The sequence below is a fragment of the Sporosarcina sp. SAFN-010 genome, assembly GCF_059415065.1.
In genome coordinates, this window is record NZ_JBPFDS010000018.1 from 1 (window position 1) to 13,974 (window position 13,974).

The window sequence follows — 13,974 nt, forward strand, 5'->3', positions numbered from 1 at the left end:
TGGATCCAGTATTATTGAAAGAATTGGCACACCCTCGTTATCAAGCTTTTGTGTTGAGTGATTGTGTTGCAGAAGATATCTTGTCCGAAAAGAAAGCGAATGCTTTTTCAGCAGCTGTAGAAGTGGCAACAGATCAAGGACCTGTTTTTTACAATGATACGTTCGGAGGCAAACAAATGAACGTTTACAGTTCCCAAACGTTATTTGAGCAGTTCTTTAGAGGAAAAGCAATCGATCGGATATTAGATGAGTTGGATTATGAGGAATTTGAAAAATTAAAGGCGCAGCAGAAACAAATGAAGCAACAGAAGGGGATGAATCAAAGAAGGAAGTCATAAATTTCAGTTAACAATTTTATGATTATGGAGGTTATTGGAAAGTTGGAATGGTATCATTGAGTGAGGTAAGAAATAATGGATATTTCGTTAATGAGCTTGTTCCAGAAACGGGCCAAAGAGTTGAATAAGAACTTAACTTCTTCTGCTAAGGGGTAGTGGAGTGAAGAGGATGACTTGTCTTATGGGGGGAAGTTTATGAAAAAGATAATTATATCGTTTGTTCTTGCAATATTAGTTGTTGTAATTCTGGTGAATTTAGATACAGTGTACCTAAAATTACAAGAAAGTAATGTGAGTAATGAAGACTACTATGTCAGTGAGATAAATGCCGAAAGAGATAGAAATGGACAAAATATCTTAGATATAACTGACCTTAACTTTTATACAAAATACTCCGGAAACAACATTTATTTAACACAAGTCTTTGTTGAAAATAAACTTGAAATGATTTTTTTAACGAGAGCGTCTAAAAACGGTTTCCTTGACTGGGAATATCACACGCTCCCATTTACGACCACAGAAAACATTATTAAAGAATCGTTGGACGATTGGATCTTAAACTAATGGGCGCGTTTGTTTAATAAGAACTGTGCCTAGGATCACCTGATTGCGCTCTTGCTAGAATTTTAAGTATAGCCTAAGTTTACAGACTCCAATAAATAAATTCTCAAAAGAGGTGAAAATATGGCTTGGTTAGAAAACGGCAAATTAATATCAAATGCAGAAAGTCGAGAACTTATTTCTAAAGGTTTTCAATTTGTCCAGGGGGTTTTGAAGGCACCCGACGAGGTAAATGACTTAATAAGGTCTGGGTATACTACACCGCATTTAGCAAATCGCTTAAAATATACTTTCACTTCTAAAGAAGCAAAAGATCTTAGAGTATTAGGGGTGGGAGTTTTAGGTGTTGGCTTAGTTTCATTAGGAGCATGGAATGTTGGAAAGTCTGCAAAAAGGAAATTTGATAATAGAAAAAAAGAAAATATCTAGGCTACAGTTTTTTTACTTGTTAATCTAATGAGGTCATTTATCACACACTCAAAAGGTCAATTTCTCAATTCTGTATTGAGAAATTGTCCTTTTTTGTTATGTTATTTCCCTAGCTTCATAGTAAACGGCCTATAAACTACCATTGCAAATTTATTACAATCATAACAAAAACATGCCTTTCATTAAATATATATAATATTTTGACAACAATCGACTTTTTTAGAGAAATACCATTGTATACTATGTAAAAGTAGGTGATACATCTAATGATAGAGCGATGGTTGAGCAGTAATCGACCTATACAGATTGAACATGATGGGCGTTTTGTGCGCGGTGGAGAGAACAAAGGACAACCGATTTCGGCTGTTCGGCAAGAGCGTATCCAGGAAGAAGTAGAGGCGCAGATCGAGGTAAAACCATTAAAATTGCGTCAGTACTTTCTTCAAAAAGGAAATTTTCAAGATGCTGAGAAGGTTGAGCAAGTAGATGGAACAGTTTTTCAAGGAAAGCGTGGCCGCATGCTTGCGGAAGTGAGTTTTGCTGGTACGAGTTTTTTAGAAGGATTTTTGAGTGTGTACGGCATAGAGTTGGATCAAGCCGTGAAGCGTTACGAAGAGAAGCTGCAGTTGTTTGAAGTGGAGCAGCGAGAGAAGAAACAGAAAGCGATCTTTATCGGTCGCGTTAGGAAAGGGGACCTCGAACAGCTTTCAGAAGGATTTCCAACCGTTCAAGAGGCGAAAAGAAAGTTATCGAATATGCAACAACAAAAAGAAAACGTTCCCCAACAATTCGTAGAAATGAAACGAGAGGAATAGCAGATAGATAAATGAATAGTGAAAGTAGGTTTGTGTATGACAAAACAACACGTAAAAATGCGCTTCGCATTTGGCACAGCTTTGGCTCTGGTGATTTGTTTAGCAGTTACACCCGAAATCGTTTTTGCCTCAGCTGGACAAGTCCAAGCTAAGCTAACAAATGCAGCTAATGTCGTGAAAGGCATTTTGACAGCACTTGTGGTTTTAGTCGGGATTTGTGCAGCTTTATTTATTATCATCAAGCGTATGCCTTCCGCAGATGATCCGCACGAGAAAAATGAAGTGTTCAAAAGTGTCGGCCGTGTTTGTGCACTGGTTGGGTTGGCAGCAGCCGTGATATGGCTATTACCATGGGTGTATTCTTTGTTCACGTAAGTGGAAATAATAAAAGACTACTTAACAAAAGTAGAAAATTCTACTTTTGAAAGGTGTGTATCTGTATGAATGAACAGAAAGGAAAGAAGTTTGTTTTTCCGGAAAACGTCGAGTCGGGGTATGGCATATTTCTTGGAATCACATTACGGGAGCTTGCCATTTACCTATTGCCTCCTGTTGTGATTGGATTCATCGTTCTTGCGCTACCCCCTCATAATGTGTGGCTCATGCTTTTCAAGTTGATGCTTATTTTAATTGTACTCATTATGATTTTGGCATTTCTCTCCTCTCGCCCGATTCGCTACCGACAAAACATTCGGTTTCAGGACTATTTGAAATTACGAACGAATTATAAACAGAGACAGAAGCTCTTTTACACACGAAAGAAGAAGGAACGTTTCTTTAGATGAGGTGGTGAGGTGTTTGTGGGAGAAATTATTTGGTATTCCTAAAAAGAAAGCATCCATTGAAGCCTATGTGTTTGAAGACGAATCTAGGACGCTTCGAAACGGGAAACAAAGTCTGCAAGAGATGTCGTTAATTGAGGCGCAATATAATGATTTTTTCGTGACGAAGCAAGGTTATTTAGTGGCACTCATTCAAGCAAGTGGCATCAACTTGGATTTGTTGACTGTTACCGAGCAGGAAGATGTGTTTGACGAGTTTAATGCATTTTTGATGTCTACACTCGGTGAAAATAGTAGGGAAATCCAGCAGTATTTAGATATCACGATGCCTGTTGATTTTAGTGAATACGTATTGTTTTGGCAACATCGTTATTTACAAGTGCAGCAGGAGGAACCGGAAAACAAAGCAAAGCTGTCACTTATTGCGAGCTACGTCGATACGTTTTCAACCATTGCCTCTTCACAGGAAATGACGACGAAACGGCACATTGTCGTACTACATGAAAAAATACCGAAAAAGCATCTTGCGTCCTTAGAGCAAACGGCGATTGAATTGGAGGAGAAAGTGACGCTATTCATCCGTCAGCTTGAAAACACATTAAGCACCTACGATATGACAGCTCGCCAATTGACTGCGAAGGAATGTCGGGATGTTTTGCAACATTTGGTCAACTTTTCAAACCATTAAGGGAGGGGAAGCGATGCTTAGACGCAAACAACCGGTGCAAGTGAGCCGTGAATTGGGTTTGGATGAGGTATTGGATGGATCAAGTTTAGATATGATTTACCCTTTTTCCTGGGAGGAATATGCCGACCATATTGAATCAGGAGATAACTTCATCCGTGTTATTGCTATTATTGATTACCCCAATAGCCGTTATGGCAATTGGCTTTCAGAATTGAAGCGTAAAAAGGGTAACATTACAATTGTTCAATTTTTAGAGTCATCGAATGCGAATAAAATGGTGGATCACTACAATAAAACAATCAAAAATAAGCAGGCCGAAGTGTTGAAAACATTTGACCCTCTTAAAAAGCGCCAACTTGAAAAACAGGTGGAGGCAGCCGAGCATCAGCTGACGAAATTTCTTGAAAACGAATCGATTTATATTTACCAGTACACCTATATTTATTTGCAGGCCAATTCGTTAGATGCACTTAATGCACTCAGTGATTCTGTTCAAAATACGTTGACGAAATTGCAGTTAAAAGCGATGACTCCGTTTAAGGCGATGTACCAGACATTTTGGAGTGCGATGCCGATTTTAGAGAATCTACTTGGTGATTACACGTATAAGCAGTCCAATACGGAGGCAGCGAGCAGTATGTTTCCGTTTGATGATGCCGAAATCTTAACGATTAACCCACGCAGTGATGTAGAGGGCGTCAATAAAGACACAGGGAGTTTAATTGCGATTGATTATTTGGACCGTAAAAACACATTGAATCAAAACATGGTCGTGATCGGAACGAGTGGTGTCGGGAAAACGACGTATATGGTGCAGAAGATTTTGCGTTATTTCGCCCGTGGCGTGAAAGTTTTTATTATCGATCCTGAAAATGAATATACGAGCATCGTCGAACATTTAGGTGGAACGGTTGTTCATCTAAGCAGTAATTCAACGACAAAGATCAATCCGCTCGAAGTGTTTTCCGAGCATGTAGCAGATGAAACAACGGCTGACATGGAAGTGATTTTAAAGGATAAAATCCAGCGATTACTCGGCTTCTTTCAAGTGTTGAAACAAGACATCACTCAAGTGGAAAAAGCTGTGTTGGATGCAACGCTACGGCAAGTGTATAGCGATGCGGGGGTCTATGATTTTCCGAGTTTCCGTGACGTCCCAAGCACATCCTATCCCATCTTGTCAGATGTCTACGAGGCGCTTTCAAAGTTAAAGGAGACAGATGCGGATCGTTACGGCCGCATTGAAGATTTCCATTACATTTTGGAAAGCTATGTCAATGGCAGTAAAACGATTTTCAATGGACACACGAATATTAACTTGCAAAGTGATCTTCTGTCCTTTGATTTAAAACCCTTACAAAATGAAGCGGAAGTGCAAGGGGCTGCCTATTTAAATACGTTTAGTTATTTATGGGACAACATTACGGAAAATACGGAGGAGAATGTGAAGCTGTTCGTTGATGAGTTTCACTTCTTAACACAAAATCCTGATGCAGCGAGTTTTTTCTACCAGGCATATAAACGATTTCGAAAATACAATGCGGGTGCAATTGCCGGGACCCAGCAAATCCAAGACGTCTTGGATGGTCAGATGGCGAACGGACAAAACGTTGGGGAAGCCATTATTGGTAACAGTTATACGAAAGTGTTTTTCGGTTTAGACAATAAAGGCGTGGATGACATCACCCATAAGTTGCGAATGACATTCAGTGATAAGGAGAGAAAACTGTTAGAAAGAAGGAAGCAAGGGGAGGCGCTGATGATCCACGGGACGCAGCGAGCCTTTATGCGAATCGAATTGACCGAAGAAGAGCTTCGTTTAAAAGATCCTGTTCGTTACGAAGAAGTGTATGAAATGAGTGCGGAGGACGTCCCAAATTACGAAGATCGCATTCATATGACCGAATTGGAAAAGCAAGAAGCTTGGAATATGGGAGAAATTCAATAGTTGTTACTTCTACTTCGCAAATGTGGAAATTTCTACATTTGATAGGTGTATAAATATATAAACTAAAGATAACTGGTTAACCCTATATAATACAAGTGTTTTGGGTTAACTAATCTTTAAAATGTTAGGAGGTGCTGACATGAATCTAACCAAAATTTATAACTTTTCCTTTGGTAGCATCAAAATAACAGAGCAGTTTGCGCAGTTTACCATGAGTCGCAGTGAGTTTACGTATGACAAGCTAGAAGAAATTAAAGCGTACTTGACGTCGAATGACCTTCCGTCCTTTCTTTCGCTGCATCATATCGAAGAAACAGATGGGCATGTCGTGCTCACTTTTCATTTTATTGAGCATTTAAAGCCAGTCGCAGCGATTAAACAAGAAACGTACGTTGTGAAGCTCGCGATTGCGCAAGCCATCCTGTTAGATGAGATTGTGACGAAGGATCCGTTTCACGTCAGTTTGCATCCGGCAACGGTCTTCTACCATCCCATGTCAACGATACGATACGGCTACCGCGCCAACCGTGTAATGCCGAAAGAGGAAAAGTATACGCATTTACAACGGTATAAGGCTTTGATATTGATGATTTTAACGAATTATCCATATGAGAAATGTTTAACAGAGCCTGAGCGCTTAGAAAAGAAAGCGAATGATTTGGTCCGTTCGATTTTATCGGCTAAAACGATGGAGGAAATGCAGGCGTTACTTACGGAGGCCTATGATTTTGTCGCCTACCACAACGTGAAAGAACAAGTATCAGAAAAGAAGAAATGGAAAAATCGATCGGTACTGGGCGTGGTATTGACGGCAATGATTGCACTCGGTGCGATTGGGTATGTCAAACACGATGCCAATGCTCAGCAACAATTGGCGCTTAGTCAGCTTGAATCAACATATGAGGCAAAGGAGAAAAAGCAGCAAGCCGATGCATTTTTCGAGCAAGGAAATTATAAAGAAGCCGTTCCATTGTTTCTTGTGTTAGGCGATTCACCGGAGGATGTTTCGAAGAAATTGCTCGACAAAGAAGAATGGCAACTAGCACTCGACACGGAATCGAAGATGTTAGAGCAAGTGATTGTGCAGCTGTATGCAAATAAGGACGAAAAAAAGTTGCTTGATTTACGGCTCACAACAAAGGAAGAAGCGCTTACTCAAAAGCTTGCACACGAAAAAGCCATCGCCAGTTATGACGTAGCACAAATGACAGCCGATTTACCCTTCATTTCAGATGTGGAAACATTACAGCGGATGGGTCAGACCTTTATCGCAAATGGAGATATGGCAGGGGCCCGCGAAGTGTTGAATAAAACACAGGATGCGACGTTGCAAAGTGCGATTGAAATGGCACAAATAAAAAGTGAAATCGCTTTAGCGAAGGAGAAAATGACGACGATCGAATCTGAAGACTCCCCGAATCAGGCGGATCAATTGAAAGTGCAACAAACGAAAATCGAAGAATTGGAGGCGAAAATAAAGGAGTTAAAGGAGGGCTGAATCCATGAAACTCTTACTGGCGAGACTGCTGTTTTCTAAAGATGGCCGAAAGCTGTTGTGGATGGTTTTAGTTCCTATTTTCTTACTTGCGCTCGTTGTCGTGTTGTTGTTTTCGGAGCAATCTTCTCGTCCACCCGGCAGCTATACGGTCGGAAGTCAGTTATCGTCGGAAGTGTTGCAATATGAAGGCGCTGTTCAAGCAGCCCTCTCTACCTATGGATTAGAAGAACATACAGCGCTTGTTCTTGCCATTATGATGCAGGAAAGCGGAGGCTCAGCTTCCCTTGATATTATGCAATCAAGTGAGTCGGTGGGATTAGCGCCAAATACGATTACCGATCCGATGTATTCCATTGAAGTCGGGGTGACTCATTTTAATAATGTGATAGAGAAGATGCAAAAAAGCGATGTGGATCTGGATACAGCCATTCAAAGTTACAATTACGGATTGGGCTATATTGATTTCATTGTACAAAATGGTGGAGTCCATTCAGAAGAACTGGCCAAAACATTTTCCCGGCAAGAAGCAAAAAAACTCGGATGGGCGAGTTACGGGGATCCTGCTTACGTGGAACATGTGAAACGTTATGTAGGTACGATGCGTGACGGACAAGTGATTGATGTAGCGAATGCTTCAGCCGATTTCCAAGTCGTTTATGAAACGATGAGGCAATATGATGGTTATCCGTATCAATTTGGAGGCATGAATCCTAAAACATCTTTTGATTGTTCGGGCTTGATGGTTTGGGCTTTTCGGGAAATTGGAGTCAATCTCCCCCGTACAGCTCAAGAGCAATTCGATATATCGAAAAAAATCACAGCAGACGAACTGCAACCAGGTGACTTTATCTTTTTTACAGGAACGTATGAAGCCGGCAGGCCGGTAACACATATCGGGATGTATGTAGGTGATGGCAAAATGTTCGATGCAAATGGTGGTGGGATTGGATTTACTAATTTAAATGAACGATATTGGCAGGAGCATTTATATGGATACGGGCGCATTGTTGATTTTGTAGGAGGTGAGGAGAGATGAAGCAGGCAATTGTCATTGGCATTCTTCTAATAGCTGTGTTCATTTTAGCGGGTTCTGTATTTGTTTTATCAGGAGATAAGTCAACATTACAAGATACGATCGGGAAGAAGGACCAAAAGATTCAAGCGTTAAAAGGAAAAGTAGATGAGTTATCGACTGTGACAGGCTTGCAAGTCACTGGGGAGGAAGTACAGTTTGTTGAACAGGCGTTTCATGTGTATTTGAACTACGATAACGAATCGTACGTCACACGCTTCGATGAATTATCCAATTTGGTCAAAGTGGATGTGTTGAATAAATTAAAAGGAGCTTCTTCACTCGCACCCCCTGCAGTGGACATGAAAAACGAACTGGAAAGAGTGCACGTCTATATGAATCCATCTGCACCACATACGTTTTTAGTGTACACGACGACCAATTACTTTTTAGATGATGCGTTAGTGAATCATGGCAGCCAATTATATGAAGTATCGGTGTTAAAGGACAATAGTCACTTTCTGATTGGAGACATCAAAGTGATTGGCAATATGACCGAGGTGGACGGTGTATGAAAAAGCTGTTGTGGTTTTTTATTGGCTTTCTTGTATTTGAAATTGTCATCGTCCTGTTTATTGATTTGATTTTGTTAGTGAGTGAATTGAAGCTTGATTTAACGACGAGTGCCATGCTTGGGAGTTTACAAGAGGTCTTTCTACATCCAATTCAAACGATTAAAGGCTATATTGCGAGTCGGAATCCGTTGTTCATTATTTTAACTGTACTCAACTTGTTCTATAGTGCGTTTATTCAATTCAAGCGGAAAACCAAAAAGGATGGGTGGGCAATTCATGAGAAAAATGCCTATCATGGATCGGCTCGATGGGCGAAGGAAAAGGAGATTTTAGACGGTAATTTTATTGCCAAATCCGAGCAAGAAGTGAGGGAATCGTTTTTTCAGTCACTAGAAGGACGTGATCCAAAATGAACGGGACAATTTTAGGCACGTATAATAAGAAAATTTTGATCCAGCCAAATGAATCGAAACCGAATCGAAATATTATGGTGGTCGGTGGTCCGGGAAGCTATAAAACGCAGTCCTTTGTTATTACGAATGTGTTGTATGAAACGGAAAATAGCATCATCATTACGGACCCGAAAGCAGAAGTGTATGAAAAAACGGCTGCTATCAAAAAAGCGCAGGGCTATGAACTCCACGTCATCAATTTCATGAACATGGAGGCGAGTGATCGCCACAATCCACTGGATTATGTGCGCAAGGAGACACAGGCAACGACTGTCGCGACGAAAATGGTCGATAGTGCGAACAAGGATGGCAAACGTGATGTTTGGTATTACTCCCAACGTGCTTTGTTGAAAGCGTTGATCCTATATGCCATTCATGAATTAGAGCCGAAGCATCGCAATATGAGGGGGCTGTTGGAGTTTCTACAAACGTTCGGTTCAGAAGAAGGAGAGGGCGAAAGTGAGTTAGATAAGCAGTTTCTGCAGTTGGATTTTAAGCACCCGGCAAGACGTGCATATGAACTCGGTTATAAGAAAGCGAAGCAGGAAATGCAGGGGAGTATCATCGTTTCCCTTTTGACCACGATTGCCGATTATATTGATAGCGAGGTTGCAGAGTTTACGAGTTTTAGTGATTTTCATTTGACGGATATTGGCCATAAGAAAATCATGCTGTATGTCATCATTCCGTTAATGGATCAGTCATGGCAAAGCTTAGTGAATTTGTTTTTTAGCCAGCTATTTAATGAGCTGTACGAATTTGCGGCAAATCATCATGCCAAGCTACCGAGAAATGTGAATTTCATTTTAGATGAGTTTGTGAATCTCGGGAAGTTCGATAATTACGAGGAGTTTTTAGCGACATGTCGTGGTTATGGAATTAGTGTTGCGACGATTATCCAAACGATTTCGCAGTTGCAAGATCGTTACGGGGATAAAAAAGCCGAATCGATTTTAGGGAACTGTGGGGTTAAAATCTGTTTGAATGCAGCTAATCGAACGACAGCGACCTATTTTAAAGAATTGCTCGATAAAACGACTGTTAAAGTTGATACCGAATCGGAATCAAAGCAGTATGGCAAGGAAAATCGGTCAAGTAGCATGAGTGAAAGTGAAGGTTTTGTTGCTCGCGATTTGATGACGGCAGGAGAGATTATGCAAATGCCTGCTGATACGGGCATCATTTTATTTCAACATAAGCCTCCCATTAAAATGAAGAAAGCTTTTCAATTTCAGCTGTTTCCTGGTGTGACGGAGCAATATGAAGTAAAGCATGTTGATTACCGTTCCACCCCGTCTACTGGGCAATTGCAGAAATTGGAGCAGGCACAACGGCGGTTTGAAAAGGAAGTAATCGAAAAAGCACAAGCGAAACAGACCGAGCAAGAGGCGCTAGAACAGGAATTTTTCGGTTTTGAAGTTGTCGAGCAAGAAGTCACATTTGAAAGTGCATTAGAGGAGTTGAATAGCCATATTGGGTTTGAAAAATAGTAGCTGCGCATAAGGCTTCGTTAAAAGGGGGGTTGTCAGTTGTTTTCTGTAAAAGATAAAGTGATGGAGATGATAGATGATTGGTTGAATGATATGTTAACAGCCGTTTTTAAATTTTTAGCGGAAGTGTTGTTCAATCATGAAGCGTTGAGTGGCTTATTTTTAGATGTGTACAGTGTATTCGCTGTTTTCGGAGGTGTACTGCTCGTGGCAATTGTGCTGTTCCGTATACTAAATGCCATGCTCAATGAAGCAACGAATCACGAAGGCAATATTTCAGAAATTATTATGAGCTCGATCAAGGCGAGTGCCATGGTGTTTTTATTACCAGTGATTTTATATTTTGTTGTGAAAGAAATTTTGTATCCATTGATGGAATATATGTTTGTTGAAATTGCAGGCAGTTCTTCAGATATTATTACGGACTCCATCGCTTCAACGATGGTCGTAGACATATTTGGAACGGGGACCATGGCAGCGACGTTATTGCTTTTGTTTTTAATTGTCGTCTTTATCATATTTACGTTTAAAATTTGCGTCTATCATGTTGATTTGATTATTTTGGAGGTCTTTAGCGTCTTTGCAGCAATTACAATCGCTACAGAGAATTATGATTTTAGTGAAATCTGGTGGCGTGAGTTTTTAAGTCAGATTGTAAGTATCGTGACGCAAGTATTGTTAATGGCAGCGCTCGTGCAGTTACTTGCTAATTTCAATAGTTGGTATGATTTCATGCTCATAGTCGGCTGTGGTGTGTTAATCATTCGTGGACCGAGCGTATTGCGTTCGATGTGGTATTCCAGTGGGGGAGCAAAAGGAGGTATTTCGCTCGGCAAATCGGCGACACGAGTCTCGATGATGAGGCTTCTAAAATAGATGGGAGGCTGGTCTGATGAAAAAGGCTCAAATTTCACTGCTTACAGTACTCGTGCTCTTGTTGTTAGCAGCTTGTGGTGATAGTAAAAGTGATTTGATTGGCAAGTGGACTGGTACGGAATCAGCAGGTGGTGGGGGGACTGTGACATTCAATGATAATGATTCCGTGCTCATAGAGATGGGGATGTTCAATAATTCTTTTGAATGGACGGTAGAGGATGAGATTTTAAGTCTTTATACAATGAAAGATGATAAACGAAAACTTGCTTATCAATACGAAATAGAAAAAGAGTCGAAGAATAATGTTACTTTATATGAGCTAGATGGAGAAGGAAATCCTATAGAAGGTTCAACAATAAAGTTGAGTAAGGAATGAAGAAGTATACCTAACAAAAGTAGAAATTTCTACTTTTGTTAGATTAAATCATTTTAAAGTATTTGAACGTATCTTTTAGATCCTGTTGTTTAGCAGGAGGGCATGGGTGGACTCGTTGATCTTTGGAATATCTTCGGGTAGAAACTTTTGGCTGAAGCCCACATTCCTCTTTCATATGTGCAATCCAGCAGCTTTTTGCAGAGTAGCCATAATGCTCCTTGATATAAGCTTGAATTTCTTTATAAGTTGCTATGAGAACCACCTCCTCATTCAATGTAACAAATAAGAAGTTGATTAGAAAGTCAAAAGTGATTATCGGATTTATGAAACACTAGTACATACTTATCAAAAGTAGAAATTTCTACTTTTGAATAAAAGGAGGTTAGGAAAATGTATAGGCGTGAAGAAGTGGAGTTTAGTGAAAAGCCGATTTATCGGGATAAGCGTAATTTATTAACGATTATAGAGGTACCGGATCTATTGCAATACGATATTGTCGCGTATTTGGAAGTTCCATTTGAAGATGAACAGCGATATGTTCCGTTATTTCAAAAGCGAGGTGAGTCATAATGCCCCTGCAGCCGAATAAATATGAAGAGCGAACGAAAGAGTTAACAGCCAGATTGGAAGAACAACTGACCCAATTTGCGAATCAAGAGGATTTCAAACGCTATTTGCATTTCATGGCGAGTATGCGTCAGTACTCGATTGATAATCAGATTTTAGTTTTTATGCAAGATCCGAAAGCTACGTATGTCGCAGGATTTCAAGCTTGGAAAAAGCACCAACGGTTTGTGCGAAAAGGAGAGAAGGGGATTCAAATTCGTGCGCCAATCTTTGAACAACGTCCCGTTCTTGATCCAGTGACAAATAATCCTATATATGAAAATGGTAAACTCAAATTTGATAATGTGTTGGCGCGTTATAAGTGGGTAACGGTTTTTGATATTGATCAAACAGAAGGAGAGCCGTTAAAAGTAACGAGAGATTTTGTGAATGAACGATTTCAAACTGATGAAGATGCGACAGTTTTATATGAGGATATGAAAGGTTATTTAAGTCAGTTTAAAAAGCTGCATGTGGCAGAAGAAGCATATTCGATTCAGGAAAAAGGACGGGGTTATTATGTGCCCTCGACGAATGAAATTGTTATTAATGCAACGGAAAACAACGCAATTGCAAAGTTAAGTACACTCATTCACGAATTTGCTCATGCACAATTGCATGGCCATGGAGGGGGGCATACCGATGTGCCCCTTGCCCATAAAGAAGCACAGGCAGAATCAGTCGCATGTGCAACGATGGCTTACTTAGGCTTTGATACAAGCCATTTTTCGTTAGGATATATTGCAACATGGGCGAAGGATACGGAATTGATGAAGCAGGCGTTAACAGATATTCAAGCGACACTTGAAAAGACTTTAGCAACGATTGATATTGTCTTGCACCCGCAATTATACGAGCAACTGCAACAAGTCGTGCAGCAGCCGGTGCGGTATCAGCCAGTTGTTCAGGTGGAACAGTTGGCCAAGCATTTACCAGCGTTCCAGTACACTAAAAATCCAGTCATAGCGGTAGAAGTATTCGATGCACGATATAACGGCTTTGAAATTGCCAAATACTACAGTCAACCGAAACAATTAATGGATGAACGTGGAGAAGCAATTACAAATAAAATGTTGAATGGCAAAGAAATTATTTTGATGAATGTCATAGATCAGCATCCGGCGATAGCCAAAATGTATAAGAGCTTTTCCGAACAATTTGCCCTTCGGGAAGTTAATGGTCCAGAGTCGAGCATAGAGCTGTATCATAAAGCGACGAACAGTCCAATTGTGGATTATCAAGAAGTGAAAGAGGCAAAGGCTTCGTTTCTTTACGCAGCAAAACATGAGAACCATATGGTAAGAGGTTATATTGATGAAAATCCAGAACTGCAACATTTTAAGCCGGTTTTGGAGAGGGAGCAGGGGAGGATGGGACGGATTCAAGGAAAAGAGAAACAAACCGCTACCCATGACAAAATACAAGTCGGGGAATTTAATATTCAAAAGGAGAAAAATCGTGACTTTGGAATTTAAGTGTAATAAAGAAAGCCGTTAACCTTTTTTTATACCCTAACAGTTTTTTTAGT

The 13,974-nt window shown here is 40.3% G+C and carries 17 protein-coding genes; all 17 read left to right on the forward strand.

Annotated elements, in window-relative coordinates; all coding sequences use genetic code 11:
* A partial coding sequence (locus ACR65F_RS15925) for a hypothetical protein (RefSeq protein ID WP_440504993.1) occupies positions 1–338 on the forward strand: 338 nt, incomplete at its 5' end.
* Between the two features lie 195 nt (positions 339–533).
* Positions 534–902: a hypothetical protein gene (locus tag ACR65F_RS15930; protein WP_440504994.1), complete on the forward strand. Its 369-nt coding sequence runs from the start codon at positions 534–536 to the stop codon at positions 900–902.
* Between the two features lie 120 nt (positions 903–1,022).
* Positions 1,023–1,328, forward strand: coding sequence for a DUF5516 domain-containing protein (locus ACR65F_RS15935; RefSeq protein ID WP_440504995.1), 306 nt, complete (start codon positions 1,023–1,025; stop codon positions 1,326–1,328).
* A 266-nt stretch (positions 1,329–1,594) separates the two neighbouring features.
* Positions 1,595–2,143 carry a hypothetical protein gene (locus ACR65F_RS15940; protein ID WP_440504996.1) on the forward strand — a complete coding sequence of 183 codons (549 nt, stop codon included), beginning with the start codon at positions 1,595–1,597 and terminating at the stop codon, positions 2,141–2,143.
* 36 nt (positions 2,144–2,179) lie between these two features.
* Positions 2,180–2,518, forward strand: coding sequence for a CagC family type IV secretion system protein (locus ACR65F_RS15945; protein WP_440504997.1), 339 nt, complete (start codon positions 2,180–2,182; stop codon positions 2,516–2,518).
* Between the two features lie 65 nt (positions 2,519–2,583).
* On the forward strand, positions 2,584–2,928 hold the full coding sequence (locus ACR65F_RS15950) for a hypothetical protein (RefSeq protein WP_440504998.1): 345 nt from the start codon (positions 2,584–2,586) through the stop codon (positions 2,926–2,928).
* Between the two features lie 13 nt (positions 2,929–2,941).
* Entirely contained in the window at positions 2,942–3,613 is a 672-nt protein-coding gene (gene trsD, locus ACR65F_RS15955; protein WP_440504999.1) for a TrsD/TraD family conjugative transfer protein, read from the forward strand.
* A gap of 13 nt (positions 3,614–3,626) precedes the next feature.
* Positions 3,627–5,561 (forward strand): VirB4 family type IV secretion system protein, encoded by a 1,935-nt coding sequence (locus ACR65F_RS15960; protein WP_440505000.1) that lies wholly within the window; start codon positions 3,627–3,629, stop codon positions 5,559–5,561.
* 139 nt (positions 5,562–5,700) lie between these two features.
* A complete protein-coding gene (locus ACR65F_RS15965) occupies positions 5,701–7,059 on the forward strand; it encodes a type VII secretion protein EssB/YukC (protein WP_440505001.1) in 1,359 nt (452 codons plus the stop codon).
* 4 nt (positions 7,060–7,063) lie between these two features.
* Positions 7,064–8,095, forward strand: a complete 1,032-nt coding sequence (locus ACR65F_RS15970) for a bifunctional lytic transglycosylase/C40 family peptidase (RefSeq protein WP_440505002.1) — start codon at positions 7,064–7,066, stop codon at positions 8,093–8,095.
* The gene (locus tag ACR65F_RS15975) at positions 8,092–8,646 is read left to right on the forward strand and encodes a hypothetical protein (RefSeq protein ID WP_440505003.1); all 555 of its coding nucleotides are present in this window, start codon (positions 8,092–8,094) and stop codon (positions 8,644–8,646) included. Before ACR65F_RS15970 ends, ACR65F_RS15975 begins: the two co-directional genes overlap by 4 nt.
* Complete coding sequence (locus ACR65F_RS15980) at positions 8,643–9,059, forward strand: hypothetical protein (protein WP_440505004.1); 417 nt, start codon at positions 8,643–8,645, stop codon at positions 9,057–9,059. The genes ACR65F_RS15975 and ACR65F_RS15980 overlap by 4 nt, the downstream gene beginning before the upstream one ends.
* Complete coding sequence (locus ACR65F_RS15985; RefSeq protein ID WP_440505005.1) at positions 9,056–10,588, forward strand: VirD4-like conjugal transfer protein, CD1115 family; 1,533 nt, start codon at positions 9,056–9,058, stop codon at positions 10,586–10,588. Before ACR65F_RS15980 ends, ACR65F_RS15985 begins: the two co-directional genes overlap by 4 nt.
* A gap of 39 nt (positions 10,589–10,627) precedes the next feature.
* The gene (locus ACR65F_RS15990; protein ID WP_440505006.1) at positions 10,628–11,464 is read left to right on the forward strand and encodes a conjugal transfer protein TrbL family protein; all 837 of its coding nucleotides are present in this window, start codon (positions 10,628–10,630) and stop codon (positions 11,462–11,464) included.
* 16 nt (positions 11,465–11,480) lie between these two features.
* On the forward strand, positions 11,481–11,840 hold the full coding sequence (locus ACR65F_RS15995) for a hypothetical protein (protein WP_440505007.1): 360 nt from the start codon (positions 11,481–11,483) through the stop codon (positions 11,838–11,840).
* 390 nt (positions 11,841–12,230) lie between these two features.
* Positions 12,231–12,410 (forward strand): hypothetical protein, encoded by a 180-nt coding sequence (locus ACR65F_RS16000; RefSeq protein WP_440505008.1) that lies wholly within the window; start codon positions 12,231–12,233, stop codon positions 12,408–12,410.
* Positions 12,410–13,921 (forward strand): ArdC-like ssDNA-binding domain-containing protein, encoded by a 1,512-nt coding sequence (locus ACR65F_RS16005; protein WP_440505009.1) that lies wholly within the window; start codon positions 12,410–12,412, stop codon positions 13,919–13,921. Before ACR65F_RS16000 ends, ACR65F_RS16005 begins: the two co-directional genes overlap by 1 nt.
* The last annotated feature ends 53 nt before the right edge of the window (positions 13,922–13,974 follow it).

Bases quoted from the DNA above. Each gene is read 5' to 3' on its own strand.
- ACR65F_RS15985 (WP_440505005.1), top strand. From the start codon at position 9,056: ATGAACGGGACAATTTTAGGCACGTATAATAAGAAAATTTTGATCCAG.
- ACR65F_RS15940 (WP_440504996.1), top strand. From the start codon at position 1,595: ATGATAGAGCGATGGTTGAGCAGTAATCGACCTATACAGATTGAACAT.
- ACR65F_RS15970 (WP_440505002.1), top strand. From the start codon at position 7,064: ATGAAACTCTTACTGGCGAGACTGCTGTTTTCTAAAGATGGCCGAAAG.
- ACR65F_RS15975 (WP_440505003.1), top strand. From the start codon at position 8,092: ATGAAGCAGGCAATTGTCATTGGCATTCTTCTAATAGCTGTGTTCATT.
- ACR65F_RS15980 (WP_440505004.1), top strand. From the start codon at position 8,643: ATGAAAAAGCTGTTGTGGTTTTTTATTGGCTTTCTTGTATTTGAAATT.
- ACR65F_RS15960 (WP_440505000.1), top strand. From the start codon at position 3,627: ATGCTTAGACGCAAACAACCGGTGCAAGTGAGCCGTGAATTGGGTTTG.
- ACR65F_RS15930 (WP_440504994.1), top strand. From the start codon at position 534: ATGAAAAAGATAATTATATCGTTTGTTCTTGCAATATTAGTTGTTGTA.
- ACR65F_RS15935 (WP_440504995.1), top strand. From the start codon at position 1,023: ATGGCTTGGTTAGAAAACGGCAAATTAATATCAAATGCAGAAAGTCGA.
- ACR65F_RS16005 (WP_440505009.1), top strand. From the start codon at position 12,410: ATGCCCCTGCAGCCGAATAAATATGAAGAGCGAACGAAAGAGTTAACA.
- ACR65F_RS15995 (WP_440505007.1), top strand. From the start codon at position 11,481: ATGAAAAAGGCTCAAATTTCACTGCTTACAGTACTCGTGCTCTTGTTG.
- ACR65F_RS16000 (WP_440505008.1), top strand. From the start codon at position 12,231: ATGTATAGGCGTGAAGAAGTGGAGTTTAGTGAAAAGCCGATTTATCGG.
- ACR65F_RS15945 (WP_440504997.1), top strand. From the start codon at position 2,180: ATGACAAAACAACACGTAAAAATGCGCTTCGCATTTGGCACAGCTTTG.
- ACR65F_RS15965 (WP_440505001.1), top strand. From the start codon at position 5,701: ATGAATCTAACCAAAATTTATAACTTTTCCTTTGGTAGCATCAAAATA.
- ACR65F_RS15950 (WP_440504998.1), top strand. From the start codon at position 2,584: ATGAATGAACAGAAAGGAAAGAAGTTTGTTTTTCCGGAAAACGTCGAG.